This is a genomic window from Endoryza foliicola, from assembly GCF_050589245.1.
Lineage (GTDB): Bacteria > Bacteroidota > Bacteroidia > Chitinophagales > Chitinophagaceae > Endoryza > Endoryza foliicola.
Map to the genome: position 1 here is coordinate 574824 of NZ_JBOBEW010000001.1, position 15948 is coordinate 590771.

The window sequence follows — 15948 nt, forward strand, 5'->3', positions numbered from 1 at the left end:
GGAACCCCTGTAGTTATATTAAATCGTATGATCGTACCATTTTGCGTCTGACTGTGAAGAAGCAACCACATTGTCTATAAAAGCCATACCTCTAATGCCTTCATCAACTTTGGGGAAGTCTTGCATTTCAGGTGTAGCAGTAGTTCCGTCAATTCTTGCTGCAAGGCTTAAAGCAAAATTTCGGTAGATGTTGCCGAAAGCTTCCAAGTAGCCTTCCGGATGACCACCCGGAGTGCGGCAGTTGTGAGTAGCAAAACTGCTCAATCGATCACCATAGTTACCACCGGCTCTCAATATTTGAGTAGGTTGATCCAACCATTTTACCAACAAAGTATTCGGCTCGTGTTGCGCCCATTCAATACCACCTTTCTCGCCATATACACGAATCTTGAGTGCGTTTTCTTCACCGGCAGCAACTTGTGAAGCCATGAGTACACCCGCCGCTCCGTTATCGAATTTCAACAAAACGTTTCCGTCATCGTCTAACATACGACCCGGCACCATCACGTTTAAGTCAGCACAAATTTTGGTAATTTTTGCACCTGTAATATATTCTGCTAAGTGAGCTGCGTGGGTTCCAATATCACCCATACATCCGCTCTTACCGCTTTTCTTCGGATCGGTTCTCCAAGCAGCTTGTGCATTTCCTTCTCTTTCAGAAAGTTTACTCAACCATCCTTGAGGATATTCTACCCAAACTTTACGAATGGCTCCAAAAGCACCTCCGGCAAACATTGCCTTGGCTTGCTTTACCATTGGGTATCCTGAATAAGTATGCGTTAAACAAAGCAATAAGCCGGTTTCTTCTACTTTCTGTTTTAACTGCTTCGCTTCTTCAATTGTAAAAGTTATCGGCTTTTCAATCACCACGTGAAAACCATGATCTAAAGCCATCATTGCCGGTGCGAAATGCGCGAAATTGGGAGTAACAATGGTAATGAAGTCGATTCTTTTATCGGCAGGCAATGCTGCCTCTTTCTTGATCATTTCTTCATAGGTCAAATAAATTCGATCTTCCGGCAAAAACAAAGATTTGCCCGATGCCACTGCAATTTCCGGATTGATACTCAACGCACCGCAAGACAGTTCTACTAAACCGTCCATAAATGCTGCATGGCGATGAATGGCTCCGATGAATGCATCTTTACCACCACCTACCATTCCCATTCTAAGTTTTCTATTCATGTGAAAGCAATTAGTGATTTGAAAAAGGTGTATGAAGGTCACAAACCTAATAAAAAAACGAGTAGTAAAATAAGATAAAATAATATACATTTATCCACTCATAAAAATATATATACTGCTCCGTTTAATAAACAAGTGTTAGTTCCATAAAATATATATTCACGTCACAAAACAAAACAACACGATATGCAAGCCAACATTAACCGAAACCAGCTGTTCATTGCAAGCTGTTTAGCTCTGTTAGTTACGTCTTTGTCTTTTGGTATCCGTGCAGGATTATTGGGTACCTGGAAAGTTGATTTCAATTTGTCGCAAGAAGATGCGAGTATCATCACAAGTACTGCTTTTTGGGGCTTTCCTCTCGCCGTAATTTTAGGCGGATTTTTAGTAGATATTATAGGAATGAAGAAACTGCTTGTAGGTGCTTTTGTACTTCACCTTGCAGGGATCATTCTAACCATTACCGCTTCAGGTTTTACCGGATTGTTTATTTCAACACTCTTTATTGGAATGGGCAATGGTACGGTAGAAGCTGCTTGTAACCCACTGGTTACAGCTCTTTACACAGAAAAGAAAGCTATCAAACTCAATCACTTTCATTTGTGGTTCCCCGGTGGAATTGTAATTGGAACTCTAATTGTATATTTCTTTGGACAAACAGATGCAGCAACCCATGTTCTTTCTAACTGGAAAGTACTAGTAGCCGTAATGTTGGTTCCAACTGTATTGTATGGCTATTTGTTCTTCAAACTCGATTTTCCGGTAACAGAGAGAGTTGCATCCGGAGTTTCCTCTTCAGAAATGTATAAGTCTTTAGGCAACCCACTTTTCATATTAATGATCGTTCTAATGTTCGGTACCGCTATTACTGAATTGTTTACCGGTCAGTGGATCGAGGTATTATTGAAATCGGTTACAGACAATGCCCTTCTCATTCTTACTATTTCTACCGGAGTAATGGTAATTGGTCGCGGATTGGCAGAGCCTGTGGTTCACAAACTTTCTACTACTGGTGTGTTGTTGATTTCAGCAGCGCTTTCAGCGGTTGGTTTGTATATTCTAGGCCACGCTACAGGAAACACCGTGTTCGTTGGAGCCTTGATCTTTGGATTAGGAGTTTGTTATTTCTGGCCAAACATGCTCGGTTTCGTGGCTGAAAACTTACCTAAAACCGGCGCCGTTGGATTGAATTTAATGGGCGGTGCAGGAATGTTTGCCGTTTCTGTTTATATGATTTTCATGGGTAAATTCTATGATAACATCGTAAACTCTAAGCTTGGTTCTGACGCTGCAAATGCTTCTGCAGAAGCAGTAGACGCGGCGAAGAAAGCAGCAGGTCCGGAAATTATCAATGCAACATTGGTGATTCCGATTATTTTAACTGTAGCATTTGCAGGTTTGTACTTCTTCATGAAATCAAAGAAGAAAGCAGCCTGATAAAATACTATCAGTCTTTGTTAAAATAATACCAGTTCAAAACAACTGTTCGTTACACTAAATAATTTTTTTCGTTAAACATCACCTATTTTATGGGTGATGTTTTTTTCTTTAGTAATTTACCCTTCCATCTTATCAACTATTGCTGTATGCCTACAAATCAGTCTCGCCGCAATGCATTGAAGAATCTCGTAGCCGGAACGGCGGCCATTGGCGCCACTACAGTATTGGGTTCTTTCTCAAATGAAACATCAAACTCCACAACATTGAAAGGTAATATTCAGCACTCCGCCTGTCGTTGGTGCTATGGAAATATTCCATTGGAAACATTGTGCGCAGAAGGCAAAAAGATTGGATTGATTGGAATTGACTTAGTGGGCCCCTCAGAATGGCCAACGTTAAAAAAGTACAACCTCATATCAACGATGTGCAATGGAGCAGAAATTAACCTTGTAGATGGATGGAACGACACTAATTTTCATTCAAAACTTATCCAAAATTACCTCGATATGATTCCTCTGGTTGCAAAAGCCGGGTATAAAAACCTGATTTGCTTCAGCGGCAGTCGTAGAGGTAAAGACGACGAAACCGGTTGGAAAAACTGTAGTGACGGGTTGAAGAAGATCATGAGTACCGCGGAGCAACACGGAGTAACCATCGTAATGGAATTATTGAACAGCAAAGTGGATCATAAAGATTACCAGTGTGATAAAACAGCATGGGGTGTTGAACTTGCAAAACGAATTGGATCGCCCAACTTCAAACTACTTTACGACATCTATCACATGCAAATAGATGAAGGAGATGTGATCAGAACCATTCGCACTTATAAAGACTATATTGGTCACATTCATACAGGAGGCGTTCCCGGTCGTCGTGAAATTGACGAAAGTCAAGAGCTCTACTACCCGGCTATCATGAAAGCCATACTGGACCTAGGATACAAAGGATATGTTGCGCAAGAATTCATTCCTACCAGCAATGATCAAGCCCAACAATTAGCCGCTCTTCAAAAAGCAGTTCAAATTTGCGATGTATAATCGAATCATTTAATAAATTAGGATTCATTAAAGAATTAGTACTAACTATTGTAAACCCATCAAAGAATTAATATGGCTGAGAATGTTTATGACGCAATCGTCGTTGGTTCCGGAATCAGTGGTGGCTGGGCTGCCAAAGAGTTAACCGAAAAAGGACTCAAGGTATTGATGCTCGAAAGAGGAAAAGATATCAAACACAAAGTTGATTATTTAGAAGCAAATAAAGAGGCTTGGGACCATCCCCATCGCGGGCAAAGAACCCAAGAAATGATCAACAATTATCCGGTGTTGAAGAGAGACTATCCATTGAACGAACGCAACCTCGATTGGTGGGCAAGTGATAAAGATTCTCCCTATACTGAAATTAAAAGATTCGATTGGTTCCGTGGTTACCACGTAGGTGGCCGTTCCTTGATGTGGGGCCGTCAGTCTTATAGATGGAGCGATTTGTATTTTGAAGAAAATGCTAAACAAGGAATTGCAGTAGACTGGCCGGTGCGCTATAAAGAGCTGGAACAATGGTACAGCTATGTTGAAAAATTCGCCGGAATCAGTGGTTCTAAAGAAGGACTTCCCGAATTACCGGATAGCGAATTCTTACCTCCGATGGACATGACCTGCGTTGAGAAAGATGTAGCAGCTCGAATTAAGCAACACTATAAAGGAATTCGCAAAATGATCATCGGACGTTGCGCACACGCCACTGTTCCTTTGAATGATCGTCAATGTCAGTTCCGCGATAAATGCTGGTACGGTTGTCCTTTCGGCGGTTATTTCAGTACTCAATCGGCTACTTTACCTGCCGCTGAAAAAACCGGAAATCTAACTCTTCGTCCATGGAGTATTGTTACTAAAGTACTTTATGACAAAGACACTAAGAAAGCAACCGGTGTTGAAGTGTTGGATGCAGAAACAAATAAAACCTACGAGTATAAAGCAAAGATCATTTTCTTAAATGCATCTACTTTAAACTCAACTTGGATTATGATGAACTCCGCTACCGATGTGTGGGAGGGTGGTTTAGGAAGTAGCAGTGGTGAGTTGGGTCACAATTTAATGGACCATCACCTAGGCGTATACGCTTTTGGTTCTTTTGAAGGTTACGAAGACAGATATACATATGGCCGTAGAGCAAATGGAGTATACATTCCTCGTTATCGCAACTTCTTTGGAGACAAACGCGATTATTTGCGCGGTTTTGGATATCAAGGAGGAGCGAGCAGAACAGGCTGGGGTCGTGAAATTGCTGAATTTACAATTGGCGCAGAATTCAAAGAAGAATTGTTAGAACCAGGACCATGGCAATTTGGTATGGGTGGTTTCGGTGAAATTCTTCCTTATCATGAGAATAAAGTAACACTCGATAAATCCAAAAAAGATAAGTGGGGCTTGAATGTGTTGGCATTTGATTGTGAATTGAAAGAGAACGAATTGAAAATGCGCAAAGACATGAAAGACGATGCGCAAGAAATGTTGGAAGCAGCCGGTTTGAAAAATGTTCAAGCGTTCGATGGCGATGGTACACCTGGTCGCGGTATCCACGAAATGGGTACGGCACGTATGGGCCACGATCCTAAAACATCGGTTCTTAACAAGTGGAACCAAGTATGGGATGCAAAGAATGTATTTGTAACAGACGGAAGTTTCATGACTTCTGCGGCTTGTCAAAACCCATCTCTCACTTACATGGCATTTACAGCACGCGCTGCAGATTATGCGGTAAGTGAATTGAAAAAAGGTAATTTATAAGATTTAAGATAGATCCCGACTGGTTTAAACCAGTCGGGATTCCTCCATTCAACTAATTGCAAATTGAATCGCTATGCCAAATGATACTACCTCGGTGAATGTAAACGGAGCAGCAAAAGAGCAAAACACTTTTGATGCCATCGTTATTGGTTCCGGAATCAGTGGCGGATGGGCCGCAAAGGAACTCACAGAAAAAGGATTAAAAGTATTGATGCTTGAACGAGGGTTCGATATCAAACACAAGGTCGATTATGTTGACACCGGTAAAGATCCTTGGGAGTACCCACACCGTGGAGGTAGAACCCAACAAATGATCAAAGATTACCCCGTTTTAAAAAGAGATTATCCTCTCAACGAGATCAATTTAAAATGGTGGGCAAGTGATAAAGATTGTCCTTACACTGAAGTGAAACGTTTCGATTGGTACAGAGGATACCATGTTGGAGGTCGTTCATTGATGTGGGGTCGTCAGTCGTACCGTTGGAGCGACTTCGACTTTGAGGCAAACGCCAAAGATGGTGTTGCGATCGATTGGCCTATTCGTTATAAAGATATTGCTCCTTGGTATAGCTACGCAGAAAAGTTTGCAGGGGTGAATGGTAATAAAGATGGATTACTTCAGTTGCCTGACGGAGATTTTCAACCACCGATGGAGTTGAATTGTGTAGAGAAAGATGTGGCAGCTAAATTAAAAGATCATTATCAGGGCAAGAGATTGCTTACTATTGGTCGCTCTGCTAACCTCACTAAAGAGTTGCCCGGAAGAACACTTTGCCAATATAGAAACAGATGTTCTCACGGATGTCCGTTTGGAGGTTATTTCAGTACGCAGTCCTCTACACTGCCTGCGGCAATGGCTACCGGTAATTTGACCATGCGTGTAAACTCAATTGTAACCAAGCTTATTTACGATAAAGACACGAAGAAAGCGAAAGGGGTTGAAGTATTAGATGCAGAAACCAACAAAACCTATGAGTATTATGCTAAGATTGTGTTCTTGAATGCCTCTACTCTCAACTCAACCTGGATTCTCATGAATACAGCGACTGATATTTGGCCGGCCGGATTGGGTAGCAGCAGTGGTGAGCTTGGACATAACTTAATGGATCATCACTTTAGAGTAGGCGCTTCTGCAACAGTTGAAGGATTTGAAGATAAGTACTACTACGGAAGAAGACCCAACGGTTTCTATATTCCTCGCTGGCAAAATTTGTTTGGCGACAAACAAGACTATATAAGAGGATACGGATATCAAGGAAGTGCTAGCAGACAAGGATGGGGCAGAGAAATTGCTGAATTGAATATCGGTACAGAATTGAAAGAAGCATTATCTGAACCGGGTCCATGGACTATTGGTATGACCGCATTTGGTGAAACGCTTCCTTATCATGAAAATAAAGTGACACTGGATCCCAATAAGAAAGATAAATGGGGATTGCCTGTACTTGCTATTGATGCTGAGATTAAAGAGAACGAAAAGAAGATGCGCGTAGACATGCAGAATCAAGCAAAAGCAATGCTTGAAGCTGCCGGCTTGAAAAATATCAAAGGATACGATCGCGATTATGCGTTGGGTATGGGAATTCATGAAATGGGAACTGCTCGTATGGGTAAAGATCCAAAGACTTCAGTACTCAACGGAAACAACCAGGTTTGGGACGCTAAAAATGTATTTGTAACAGATGGTTCTTGCATGGTAAGTGCAGCTTGCGTAAATCCATCCCTTACATACATGGCTCTTACAGCAAGAGCCGCTGATTTTGCTGTAAAAGAATTGAAAAAAGGAACTATATAATAGTAACATGCCAAACGATTCAACCAGTGTAAATATTAATTCCGGAGGCGTTGCTCAAAACACATTCGATGCAATTGTTATCGGCAGTGGCATCAGTGGTGGCTGGGCCGCAAAAGAACTATGCGAGAAAGGATTGAAAACATTGGTATTGGAACGTGGCCGAGATGTTCAGCACAAGAAAGATTATCCTACTACCCTTTTGAATCCTTGGGAAATGAAACACCGAGGTGGAAGAACAAAGGCGATGGTAGAAGAAAATCCTATAGCTTCAAAATGCTATGCGTACGATGAAGCAACGGAGCATTTCTTTATTAAAGACAAACACCACCCTTATATTCAAGAAAAGCCTTTCGATTGGATCAGAGGTTATCAAGTTGGAGGGAAGAGTTTAATATGGGCACGTCAAACCCAGCGTTGGAGCCGGTTTGAATTTGAAGCACCCGCTCGTGATGGTTTTGCAATTGATTGGCCCATACGTTATGATGATCTTGCTCCTTGGTATAGCTATGTTGAGAAGTTTGCAGGAATCAGTGGAAATAAGGACGGCTTGGAAACATTACCCGATGGTGAGTTTCTTCCTCCTTGGGAAATGAATTGCCCTGAAAAGCATATTCAATCAAAAATCCATTCGAAGTTTCCCGGAAGAACTGTTATACAAGGCAGATGTGCGCATTTAACACAACCCAATCCGGTTCATTTGGAACAAGGAAGAGGGCAGTGTCAAGCAAGAAATATCTGTTATCGCGGTTGCCCATTTGGAGGCTATTTCAGCTCCAATTCATCAACACTTCCTTGGGCTGCGAATACCGGGAACTTAACCATTCGTCCTCATGCGGTTGTTCATTCAATAATTTATGATGAACAAAAACAAAAGGCTGTAGGAGTACGAGTAATTGATTCAAACACGCACGAAGCAACAGAATATTTCGCGAAAATTATTTTCGTGAATGCTGCATGTTTGAACTCGAACCTGATTTTGTTGAATTCAACTTCCAATCGATTTCCAAACGGATTGGGTAACGATAATGGCTTGATGGGAAAATACATTGCTTTCCATGATTACCGCGGCAACATTACCGCCGGTATTGAAGGCTTTGATGATATAGAAGAATATGGAAGAAGGCCAACTGCTGCCATGATGCCAAACTTTAGAAATGTTCGGAAGCAAGAGATGGATTTTCTGCGAGGTTATATGGTACACTATTCTTGCAGTAGAGTAAACTGGCATAATTCAGACGGTGCAGAAGGTATAGGAGAAGGCTTCAAGGAATTTGCAAGTCAACCGGGCGGTTGGGGTGTTTTTATGATGATGCAAGGAGAAACGATTCCACAAGAAAAGAATCACGTTCGATTAAGCAAGGATCAGAAAGATGAATGGGGAGTACCGTTGTTAATCACCTCTGTTGACTATGGCGAGAATGATAACAAAATATTGAAAGACTTTTTGGAGCAAGGAGTTGCAATGCTGGAAGCAGCAGGTTGCAAAAATATCAATCCATTCGATAACGGTCGTGTACCGGGTAACGACATTCATGAAATGGGCGGTGTGAGAATGGGAAATGATCCCAAAACTTCTTTGCTTAACAAATGGAATCAATTGCATCATTGTAGTAATGTTTTCGTAACAGATGGCGCAAGTATGGTAAGCACCGGAACTCAAAATCCATCGCTCACTTATATGGCGCTAACAGCGAGAGCGGCCAATCATGCAGTTGAAGAATTGAAAAAAGGAAACTTATAATCACTAAACCTTAACTATAACATGCCTGCGGATTCACCAAATGTAAACATCAATACCAAAGCGGATATTCAAAACAGTTACGATGCAATCGTAATTGGAAGTGGAATCAGCGGAGGTTGGGCAGCAAAAGAGCTCACCGAAAAAGGATTGAAGGTATTGATGCTCGAAAGAGGAGGAGCTTTTGAGCACTTAAAAGATTACAAGACCGCCGGAATGAATCCTTGGGATTTTAAGCACAGAGGCCAAACCACAGCGCAACAGCGACATGATAAGCCTGTTGTTCACAGAGGATGGGCCGCCCAAGAGCAAGTTATTGATGCATGGGTAAACGAAAAAGAATGTCCTTACCACGAAGTGAAGCCATTTACTTGGTGGAGGGTATATAGAATGGGCGGCAGAAGTATTTTATGGGGTCGTCAAAGCTATCGTTTAAGCGACCTTGACTTCGAAGCTAATTTGAAAGATGGACACGGCGTGGATTGGCCGATTCGATATAAAGACATTGCTCCTTGGTACGACCATGTTGAAAAACATGCGGGAATCAGCGGAAGTAAAGAAGGTATTCCAAATTTACCTGATGGGCAGTTTCTTCCACCAATGGATTTGAATTGTGTAGAGAAAGATGCGGCAGCAAGAATTAAGGAACATTATAAAGGCACTCGTCATTTGATTATTGGTCGTGTTGCAAACCTAACACAGGCAATTCCCGGCAGAACCAATTGTCAGTTTAGAAACCGTTGCTGGGAGGGTTGTCCTTTCGGTGGTTACTTTAGTACACAATCGTCTACCTTGCCACCGGCCTTAGCAACAGGAAATTTAACTGTTCGTCCGGATTCAATTGTAACCAAGATCATTTACGACAAAGACACCAAAAAAGCCAAAGGTGTGGAGGTGTTGGATGCGGTCACGAATAAAACGTATGAGTTTACCGCCAAGATTGTTTTTTCTTGCGCTTCGGCTTTGAATTCAACTTGGATTCTTTTCAATTCAGCCACCGATGTATGGGAAGGCGGATTAGGAAGTAGTTCGGGTGAGTTGGGGCACAATGTAATGGACCACCATTATAATTTGGGTGCTAGTGGAAAAGTGGATGGATACGAAGACAGCTATTATTACGGAAGAAGAGCCAATGGTTTTTACATTCCTCGTTTTGCAAATATTGGAGATGACAAGCGCGATTTCTTAAGAGGATTCGGCTATCAAGGTAGTGCAGGTAGAGGAGGTTGGAGTAGAGAGATCGCAGAAATGAGTATTGGTGCCGATTATAAAGAAGCGATCGTAGAACCGGGAGGTTGGACCATGGGGGCAACCGGCTTCGGTGAAATTCTTCCTTATCATGAAAACAGAATTTATCTTGATAAACAGAAGACAGATAAATGGGGCTTACCTATTCTTGCAATGGACGCAGAGTTGAAAGAGAATGAACTGAAAATGCGCAAGGCCATTGTTGAAGAAATGAAAAACATGTTGGAAGCAACCGGAGTAAAAGATATTTCTACTTGGGATGCAGGGCATGCAATTGGTCATGGAATTCACGAAATGGGCACAGCCAGAATGGGTAGAGATGCTAAAACATCTGTATTGAATGAATTCAATCAAGTGTGGGATGCAAAAAATGTGTTTGTGACCGACGGAGCTTGTATGACTTCATCTGCTTGTCAAAACCCTTCTTTAACTTATATGGCCTTAACAGCTAGAGCAGCTAACCATGCGGTTGAAGAATTGAAAAAAGGAAATTTATAAATTTAAAACTATAAACGATCACATATGAACAGACGCGAAGCATTGTCTAGAGTTGCTGTGTTGGTAGGTGGTACCGTTGTAGGAGCTGAGTTTTTTCTCAGTGGTTGTAAAACCGGAGCTGATAAAGCGGCAGGTTTACCATTGAGCAAAGAAACCATTGCGCTTCTCGATGAAATCGCTGAAACCATTATCCCGGCAACAAGCACACCCGGCGCTAAAGAAGCGAAAGTGGGTGAATTTATGAACACCATGGTAATGGATTGTTACGAAGAGAAAGATCAAAAAGTATTCTTGGAAGGCATCGGAAAAGTGAACGAAGCTTGTGAAAAAATGCACAAGACCGACTTCATGTCTGCAACGCCTCAACAAAGAAAAGACTTGTTGATTGCTTTGGATAAAGAAGCCAAAGAATATCAGAAGTCTAAAAAACCGGAAGATCCTACACACTATTTCAGTTTAATGAAACAGTTGACATTGTTAGGATTCTTTACATCTGAAGTAGGTGCTACCAAGGCCCTTCGTTATGTAGCCGTTCCGGGTAAATACGAAGGCTGTGTTCCTTATAAAAAAGGTGACAGAGCTTGGGCAACCTAGTTTAGTATTGTAACGCTATTAAGACTGTCTTTGTCGAATTTTTTGTTCGACGAAGGACTACTATATTATTATTGAATTTATTCAACAGCGTATTATGTCTTCAAATCGTAGAGATTTTTTGAAAAAGTCCGGTCTGTTTGCATCGGCATTCGCTTTCGGATCTCTGGCTTCCTGTAACGACAGTGGCCCGGGTTCTTCTGAAAAAAAGGACAGCACTGCTGCCACAGCTTCAACTGTAACAGAGCAACCATTGGGTGATTTTGGATTACAGTTGTACACGCTTCGCGACGATTTCCCTAAAGACCCTAAAGGTGTTCTGAAACAAGTTGCAGGCTTTGGCTACAAACAGGTAGAAGGATTTGAAGGTCCAAACGGATTATGGTGGGGCTTAACCGCCGTAGATTTCAAGAAAACCCTCGATGAGCTGGGTCTTTCAATGGTGAGCAGCCATTGTGATACCGGAAAGGATTTCGAGAAAAAAGCAGCTTCAGCTGCTTCTGTGGGCCTTAAATACTTGATCAACCCTTATGTGGGTGCTCAAAAAACGCTCGACGACTATAAGAAGCTTGCTGAGCAGTTCAATAAGAACGGTGAGATCTGTAAGAAAAACGGCATCCGTTTCGCATATCACAACCACGATTATAGCTTCAAAGCACTTGATGGTCAAATGCCTCAAGACATTTTCCTCCAAAATACCGATGCTTCATTGGTCGACTTTGAAATGGATATGTATTGGGTTGTAACAGCCGGTCAAGACCCAGAAGCCTGGATGAAAAAATATGCCAATCGCTTCACGCTTTGTCATGTTAAAGACCGCTCAAAAACTGCTAAAGCTGAGGAACACGATGCTTCTGTAGATTTAGGAACAGGGTCTATTGACTATAAGAAAGTGTTGAAAACGGCATCACAAACAGGTATGAAATACTACATTGTTGAGCAAGAGAAATACGAAAACAGCACTCCGTTAAAGAGTGCCGAAGTAGATGCAGCCTATTTGAAAGCGCTCACTATTTAATTAAGAAATCAACACACCACATAAAAGAGGTCGTTTTATACGGCCTCTTTTTTTTATATTAGTGGGATGAAAGCACTATACTCTCTTTTCTTTATTATCGCTATCTGCGGTTCTGTCCAGGCTCAAAACAATAAAGATGTTGAAGCAATCAAAGCAATGATGCTGAAGCAACAGAACTATTGGAATCAAGGAAATGTAGATTCCTTTATGGTTGGCTACTGGGAGAGTGATTCGTTGATGTTCGTAGGCAAGTCGGGTGTTACCTATGGCTACACCAATACACTCAATAATTACAAGAAGGGATATCCTGATAGAGCTGCCATGGGTACCTTACAATTTACTTTTATCGAATTTAAAAAGCTGAATGCCGACACTTACTTTCTTGTCGGAAAATACTACCTCACTAGAACTATTGGTGATGCTTCCGGTCATTTCACTCTTATTATTAAGAAGATAAAGGGGTCTTGGAAGATCATGGTGGACCACAGCTCTTAGGTTTATCCGTGCGGATACCTTTGCTTCCAAAATTCTATCAACTTGCGAAGCAGGAGTACAAATGTTACAATTACAATGATGTAGAACACATAGTTAGGCCAGCGTAGCTCTCCTTTGGGTATTAGCCAGTTATTGTACAAACCCAATCCTAATGTTAGCATAAGCCACATCAGCGTCAATGAAACGATTTTGGCAATACTTACCAGAAAATTCCGAACATCGGGTTCAAATTCACTCATTAGAGTTTGATTTACGGTACTAGTAATTTACGAAAAGCTGCTGAGTCTCCACTGAAAACATTGAAATCCACTTTCGAACCAATACCGTTCACAGACCCTGTTTCACTGTGTTGCCAGAAGTGCCAATCGCGTTGAATTCTAGGCCCTTCTTTTCTTAAATAGTGCGCAACCCATAAAGGATAGCGGTCGAAGTCTTCTTTCAAATACTGTTTGTAAAAATCAACATTGGTGTAAATAACAGGCGTTACTCCATAATAGTTCTCTACAATCTTTAAAAATTCGAGAGCTCTTTCTCTGATTTTAGCCGGGGGTGTACCATTCGTTTGTTCTATATCCAAAACAGGAGGTAGATCGCCGGATTCTAGTTTTACCGTTTTAATGAAATTTTCGGCCTGCATTCGGCCACTTTTTGAAGATATGAAGAAGTGATAGGCTCCTCTTGTTATTCCGGCTTCTTTTGCTTTTTTCCAGTTTCTTTTAAAGAGGGCGTCTTTATTGCCAACACCTTCGGTTGCTTTCATGAAAGCAAAGCCAATTTTAATTTGCTCTACTTCCATTTCTTGTACACTTTCCCAATCAATGAAATCTTGATATTTTGAAACATCTATTCCGTGAATAGAATAAGAACCCGGGATCGGTATTCCGAATGCCTTGTAACGGATGCCGGCAGCATACCGTTCCTTCATCCATACATAACCGAAATAGCCAAGGAGAAATACGTTGCCAATAATCAACGTATATAGAAATACTTTCCAAGGTCCCGATCTAGCCGTCTTTTTCTTCTTTCTTTTGGCCATGGGTGCAAATATACTACAGGTGTAGCACTAAGGAACCATCCGATTGAAATCGAATCACTAAAGGCCTTGTATTGAGTGTAGGCTAGTGAACTATTTTTTTTGTGACTTTTAATGACTTTGAGTTTTTCACCTCAACAAAATAGGTACCATGAGCAAACTGTTGCATAGGAATGGTAAACACCTGATCATAACCGGGTGTTTCCCAACTTGTGGTATAAACAAGTTGACCGGTTGAACTGAATACTTTTACTGAGAGTTTGGCGTCGTCGGGGTTTGTAATAGCTACTTGTAAAGGACCGCTAGTTGGATTCGGAAAAATTTTAAGCCCATTAGCAGGTAAGTCCGGAGCCGAAATCTTTATTGTTTGTTTGATTTTAGCTAGGATCTTCTGTTGCGGATCAATAATAATTGTATCTACTGCAAACTCCGGGTTCAACCAGAACTCTTGACCACTGGAAACATGATCTAGCACATATGATTTTGCTTGAGTACTATTTTTCAAGGTAACCGTTACAGGCATCTTATAGAATTGCACAGATTGATGTGTGGTACTTTGCGAAAGTTTGAGTTTAATCCAATTGTTTGGTTTTTGATACCATTCGCCTTTGTAGTTCGCATACCCTTCTCCGTATACCCATTGATTGAAAAACCAGCCAAGGTCTTTTCCGTATGCCAACTCTAGGTTTCTTTTCAGATCCGGTGTTTTTGCAAATCCATTTTTAACGGCAGGATCTGCTAAATAATATCTGATGCCTTTATAAAACGCAGAATCACCCATAACATAGCGCAGCATGTGTAATACGTAAGCACCTTTATTGTAGGTAATTCTTCCACTGAAAATTCTTGCTACGTTAGACGTATCGGAACAAAACACTGCACCCGAAGAATCAGTAGTGGCGCTTCTGAATGTTGAGTTTAGCGTTGATCCGTAGGAGTTTGGGTAGCCATATTCGAGAAAAAGTAGCGTAGCATAGGTTGCAAAACCTTCGTTGAGCCAGGTGTCTTGCCAACTGCCACATGTAATATAGTCACCAAACCAATGATGCGCCAATTCGTGGGCCGCAAGGTTGGGTGTTGGAAGGTTTATAAAGCTATTGGTTTGATGTTCCATTCCTCCGTTCCAACCCCACTGGGTATGGCCATATTTTTCATCAGCAAATGGATACGGACCAAATAAATTGGTGAAAATTCTGTAACCGTTTCTATAGTAAGAAGCAAACGACAAGAAATTGGCAGCAATTCCTTTATAGGTAAAATTTTGAATGAGATAACTTTTATTGTTTACAATAACGGAGTCGTTTGTGATCTCATAATCTGATATAGCAATCGCTACTAAGTAAGTAGCAATGGGGTGGCGATGCTTGAAGTGCGTTGTGCGCGTACTTCCATTTACGGTATTTGAGATGATCATGCCGTTAGAGGAACCTTGAAACTCTTGGGGGCAACTCAAATAGATATCAATAGAATCTGTTTTATCCAGCAAGTTGTTTTTACAAGGCCACCAGTCTCGAGAGCCATAAGGTTCTGAAAGGGTCCAACTAACAGGAATCGTTCCATTGTGAACTCCATTGTAGTAAGAGCCCATTCCGGTATTGTCGGGAACTCCTTGATAGAAAATACTAACAGAATCTTTTAGACCTTTTGCAAGTGTAGTAGGAAAACTAATATCTACTCCATTTGCATCGGTTTGAACAAAACTGATTTTTGATCCATGGTAGAGCACACTGTCAACAATCAGGGATTTTATTAAATCGAATGTGATGGTATTGGTTGCGCTGACGATAGTATAATCGAATGTTATTTTTCCCGAAATATATCGAATAGCGGGGTTTACATACCATTCCATGGTACTATGGTGAATATCAAAATTGTCTGTAGCTACAGAAAAGGTGCCGTTGATTCCATTGGTATTATCAGGTGATAATCGTCTGGCTCTCGCTTGCTCTGCGGTTCGAATTTGCTCTTGTTCTTTAATGAATGCTTCTGTGTCTATTTTCTCCTGAGCTAGAGCTGCGGAAGAAACGAAAAGAAATAGCAGTAGATATAGTTGTTTCATGGATGACTGTTGGTACATTCTAATGAACGAAAAAATAGTAAATACAGTTGGTTTTTACCATG

General features: G+C 41.3%; 13 protein-coding genes. 9 read left to right on the top strand and 4 right to left on the bottom strand.

The window, feature by feature from the left end; all coding sequences use genetic code 11:
* Positions 1-18: 18 nt before the first annotated feature.
* Positions 19-1185, bottom strand: coding sequence for a Gfo/Idh/MocA family protein (locus ACQ2HE_RS02430; protein ID WP_430894921.1), 1167 nt, complete (start codon positions 1183-1185; stop codon positions 19-21).
* Between the two features lie 186 nt (positions 1186-1371).
* On the opposite strand from ACQ2HE_RS02430, the gene ACQ2HE_RS02435 reads away from it, so the two are divergent.
* The 9 genes from ACQ2HE_RS02435 (at position 1372) to ACQ2HE_RS02475 (ending at position 12794) form a co-directional block, all read left to right on the top strand.
* Positions 1372-2622 carry an MFS transporter gene (locus ACQ2HE_RS02435; RefSeq protein ID WP_430894919.1) on the top strand — a complete coding sequence of 417 codons (1251 nt, stop codon included), beginning with the start codon at positions 1372-1374 and terminating at the stop codon, positions 2620-2622.
* A gap of 149 nt (positions 2623-2771) precedes the next feature.
* Positions 2772-3662, top strand: coding sequence for a hydroxypyruvate isomerase family protein (locus ACQ2HE_RS02440; protein ID WP_430894917.1), 891 nt, complete (start codon positions 2772-2774; stop codon positions 3660-3662).
* A gap of 72 nt (positions 3663-3734) precedes the next feature.
* On the top strand, positions 3735-5411 hold the full coding sequence (locus tag ACQ2HE_RS02445; protein WP_430894915.1) for a GMC oxidoreductase: 1677 nt from the start codon (positions 3735-3737) through the stop codon (positions 5409-5411).
* Positions 5412-5484: 73 nt separating this feature from the next.
* On the top strand, positions 5485-7206 hold the full coding sequence (locus ACQ2HE_RS02450) for a GMC oxidoreductase (protein ID WP_430894913.1): 1722 nt from the start codon (positions 5485-5487) through the stop codon (positions 7204-7206).
* 7 nt (positions 7207-7213) lie between these two features.
* Positions 7214-8947: a GMC oxidoreductase gene (locus ACQ2HE_RS02455; RefSeq protein WP_430894911.1), complete on the top strand. Its 1734-nt coding sequence runs from the start codon at positions 7214-7216 to the stop codon at positions 8945-8947.
* A 21-nt stretch (positions 8948-8968) separates the two neighbouring features.
* Positions 8969-10690: a GMC oxidoreductase gene (locus ACQ2HE_RS02460; protein ID WP_430894909.1), complete on the top strand. Its 1722-nt coding sequence runs from the start codon at positions 8969-8971 to the stop codon at positions 10688-10690.
* 24 nt (positions 10691-10714) lie between these two features.
* The gene (locus tag ACQ2HE_RS02465) at positions 10715-11284 is read left to right on the top strand and encodes a gluconate 2-dehydrogenase subunit 3 family protein (protein WP_430894907.1); all 570 of its coding nucleotides are present in this window, start codon (positions 10715-10717) and stop codon (positions 11282-11284) included.
* Between the two features lie 94 nt (positions 11285-11378).
* Entirely contained in the window at positions 11379-12299 is a 921-nt protein-coding gene (locus ACQ2HE_RS02470) for a sugar phosphate isomerase/epimerase family protein (RefSeq protein WP_430894905.1), read from the top strand.
* Positions 12300-12365: 66 nt separating this feature from the next.
* Positions 12366-12794, top strand: a complete 429-nt coding sequence (locus ACQ2HE_RS02475; RefSeq protein WP_430894903.1) for a YybH family protein — start codon at positions 12366-12368, stop codon at positions 12792-12794.
* Positions 12795-12796: 2 nt separating this feature from the next.
* On the opposite strand, the gene ACQ2HE_RS02480 is transcribed toward ACQ2HE_RS02475, so the two are convergent.
* The 3 genes from ACQ2HE_RS02480 to ACQ2HE_RS02490 form a co-directional block, all read right to left on the bottom strand.
* Positions 12797-13033, bottom strand: a complete 237-nt coding sequence (locus ACQ2HE_RS02480) for a hypothetical protein (protein WP_430894901.1) — start codon at positions 13031-13033, stop codon at positions 12797-12799.
* Positions 13034-13044: 11 nt separating this feature from the next.
* Complete coding sequence (locus ACQ2HE_RS02485) at positions 13045-13830, bottom strand: glycoside hydrolase family 25 protein (RefSeq protein ID WP_430894899.1); 786 nt, start codon at positions 13828-13830, stop codon at positions 13045-13047.
* A gap of 82 nt (positions 13831-13912) precedes the next feature.
* Entirely contained in the window at positions 13913-15886 is a 1974-nt protein-coding gene (locus ACQ2HE_RS02490; protein WP_430894897.1) for a M1 family metallopeptidase, read from the bottom strand.
* Positions 15887-15948 lie beyond the last annotated feature (62 nt).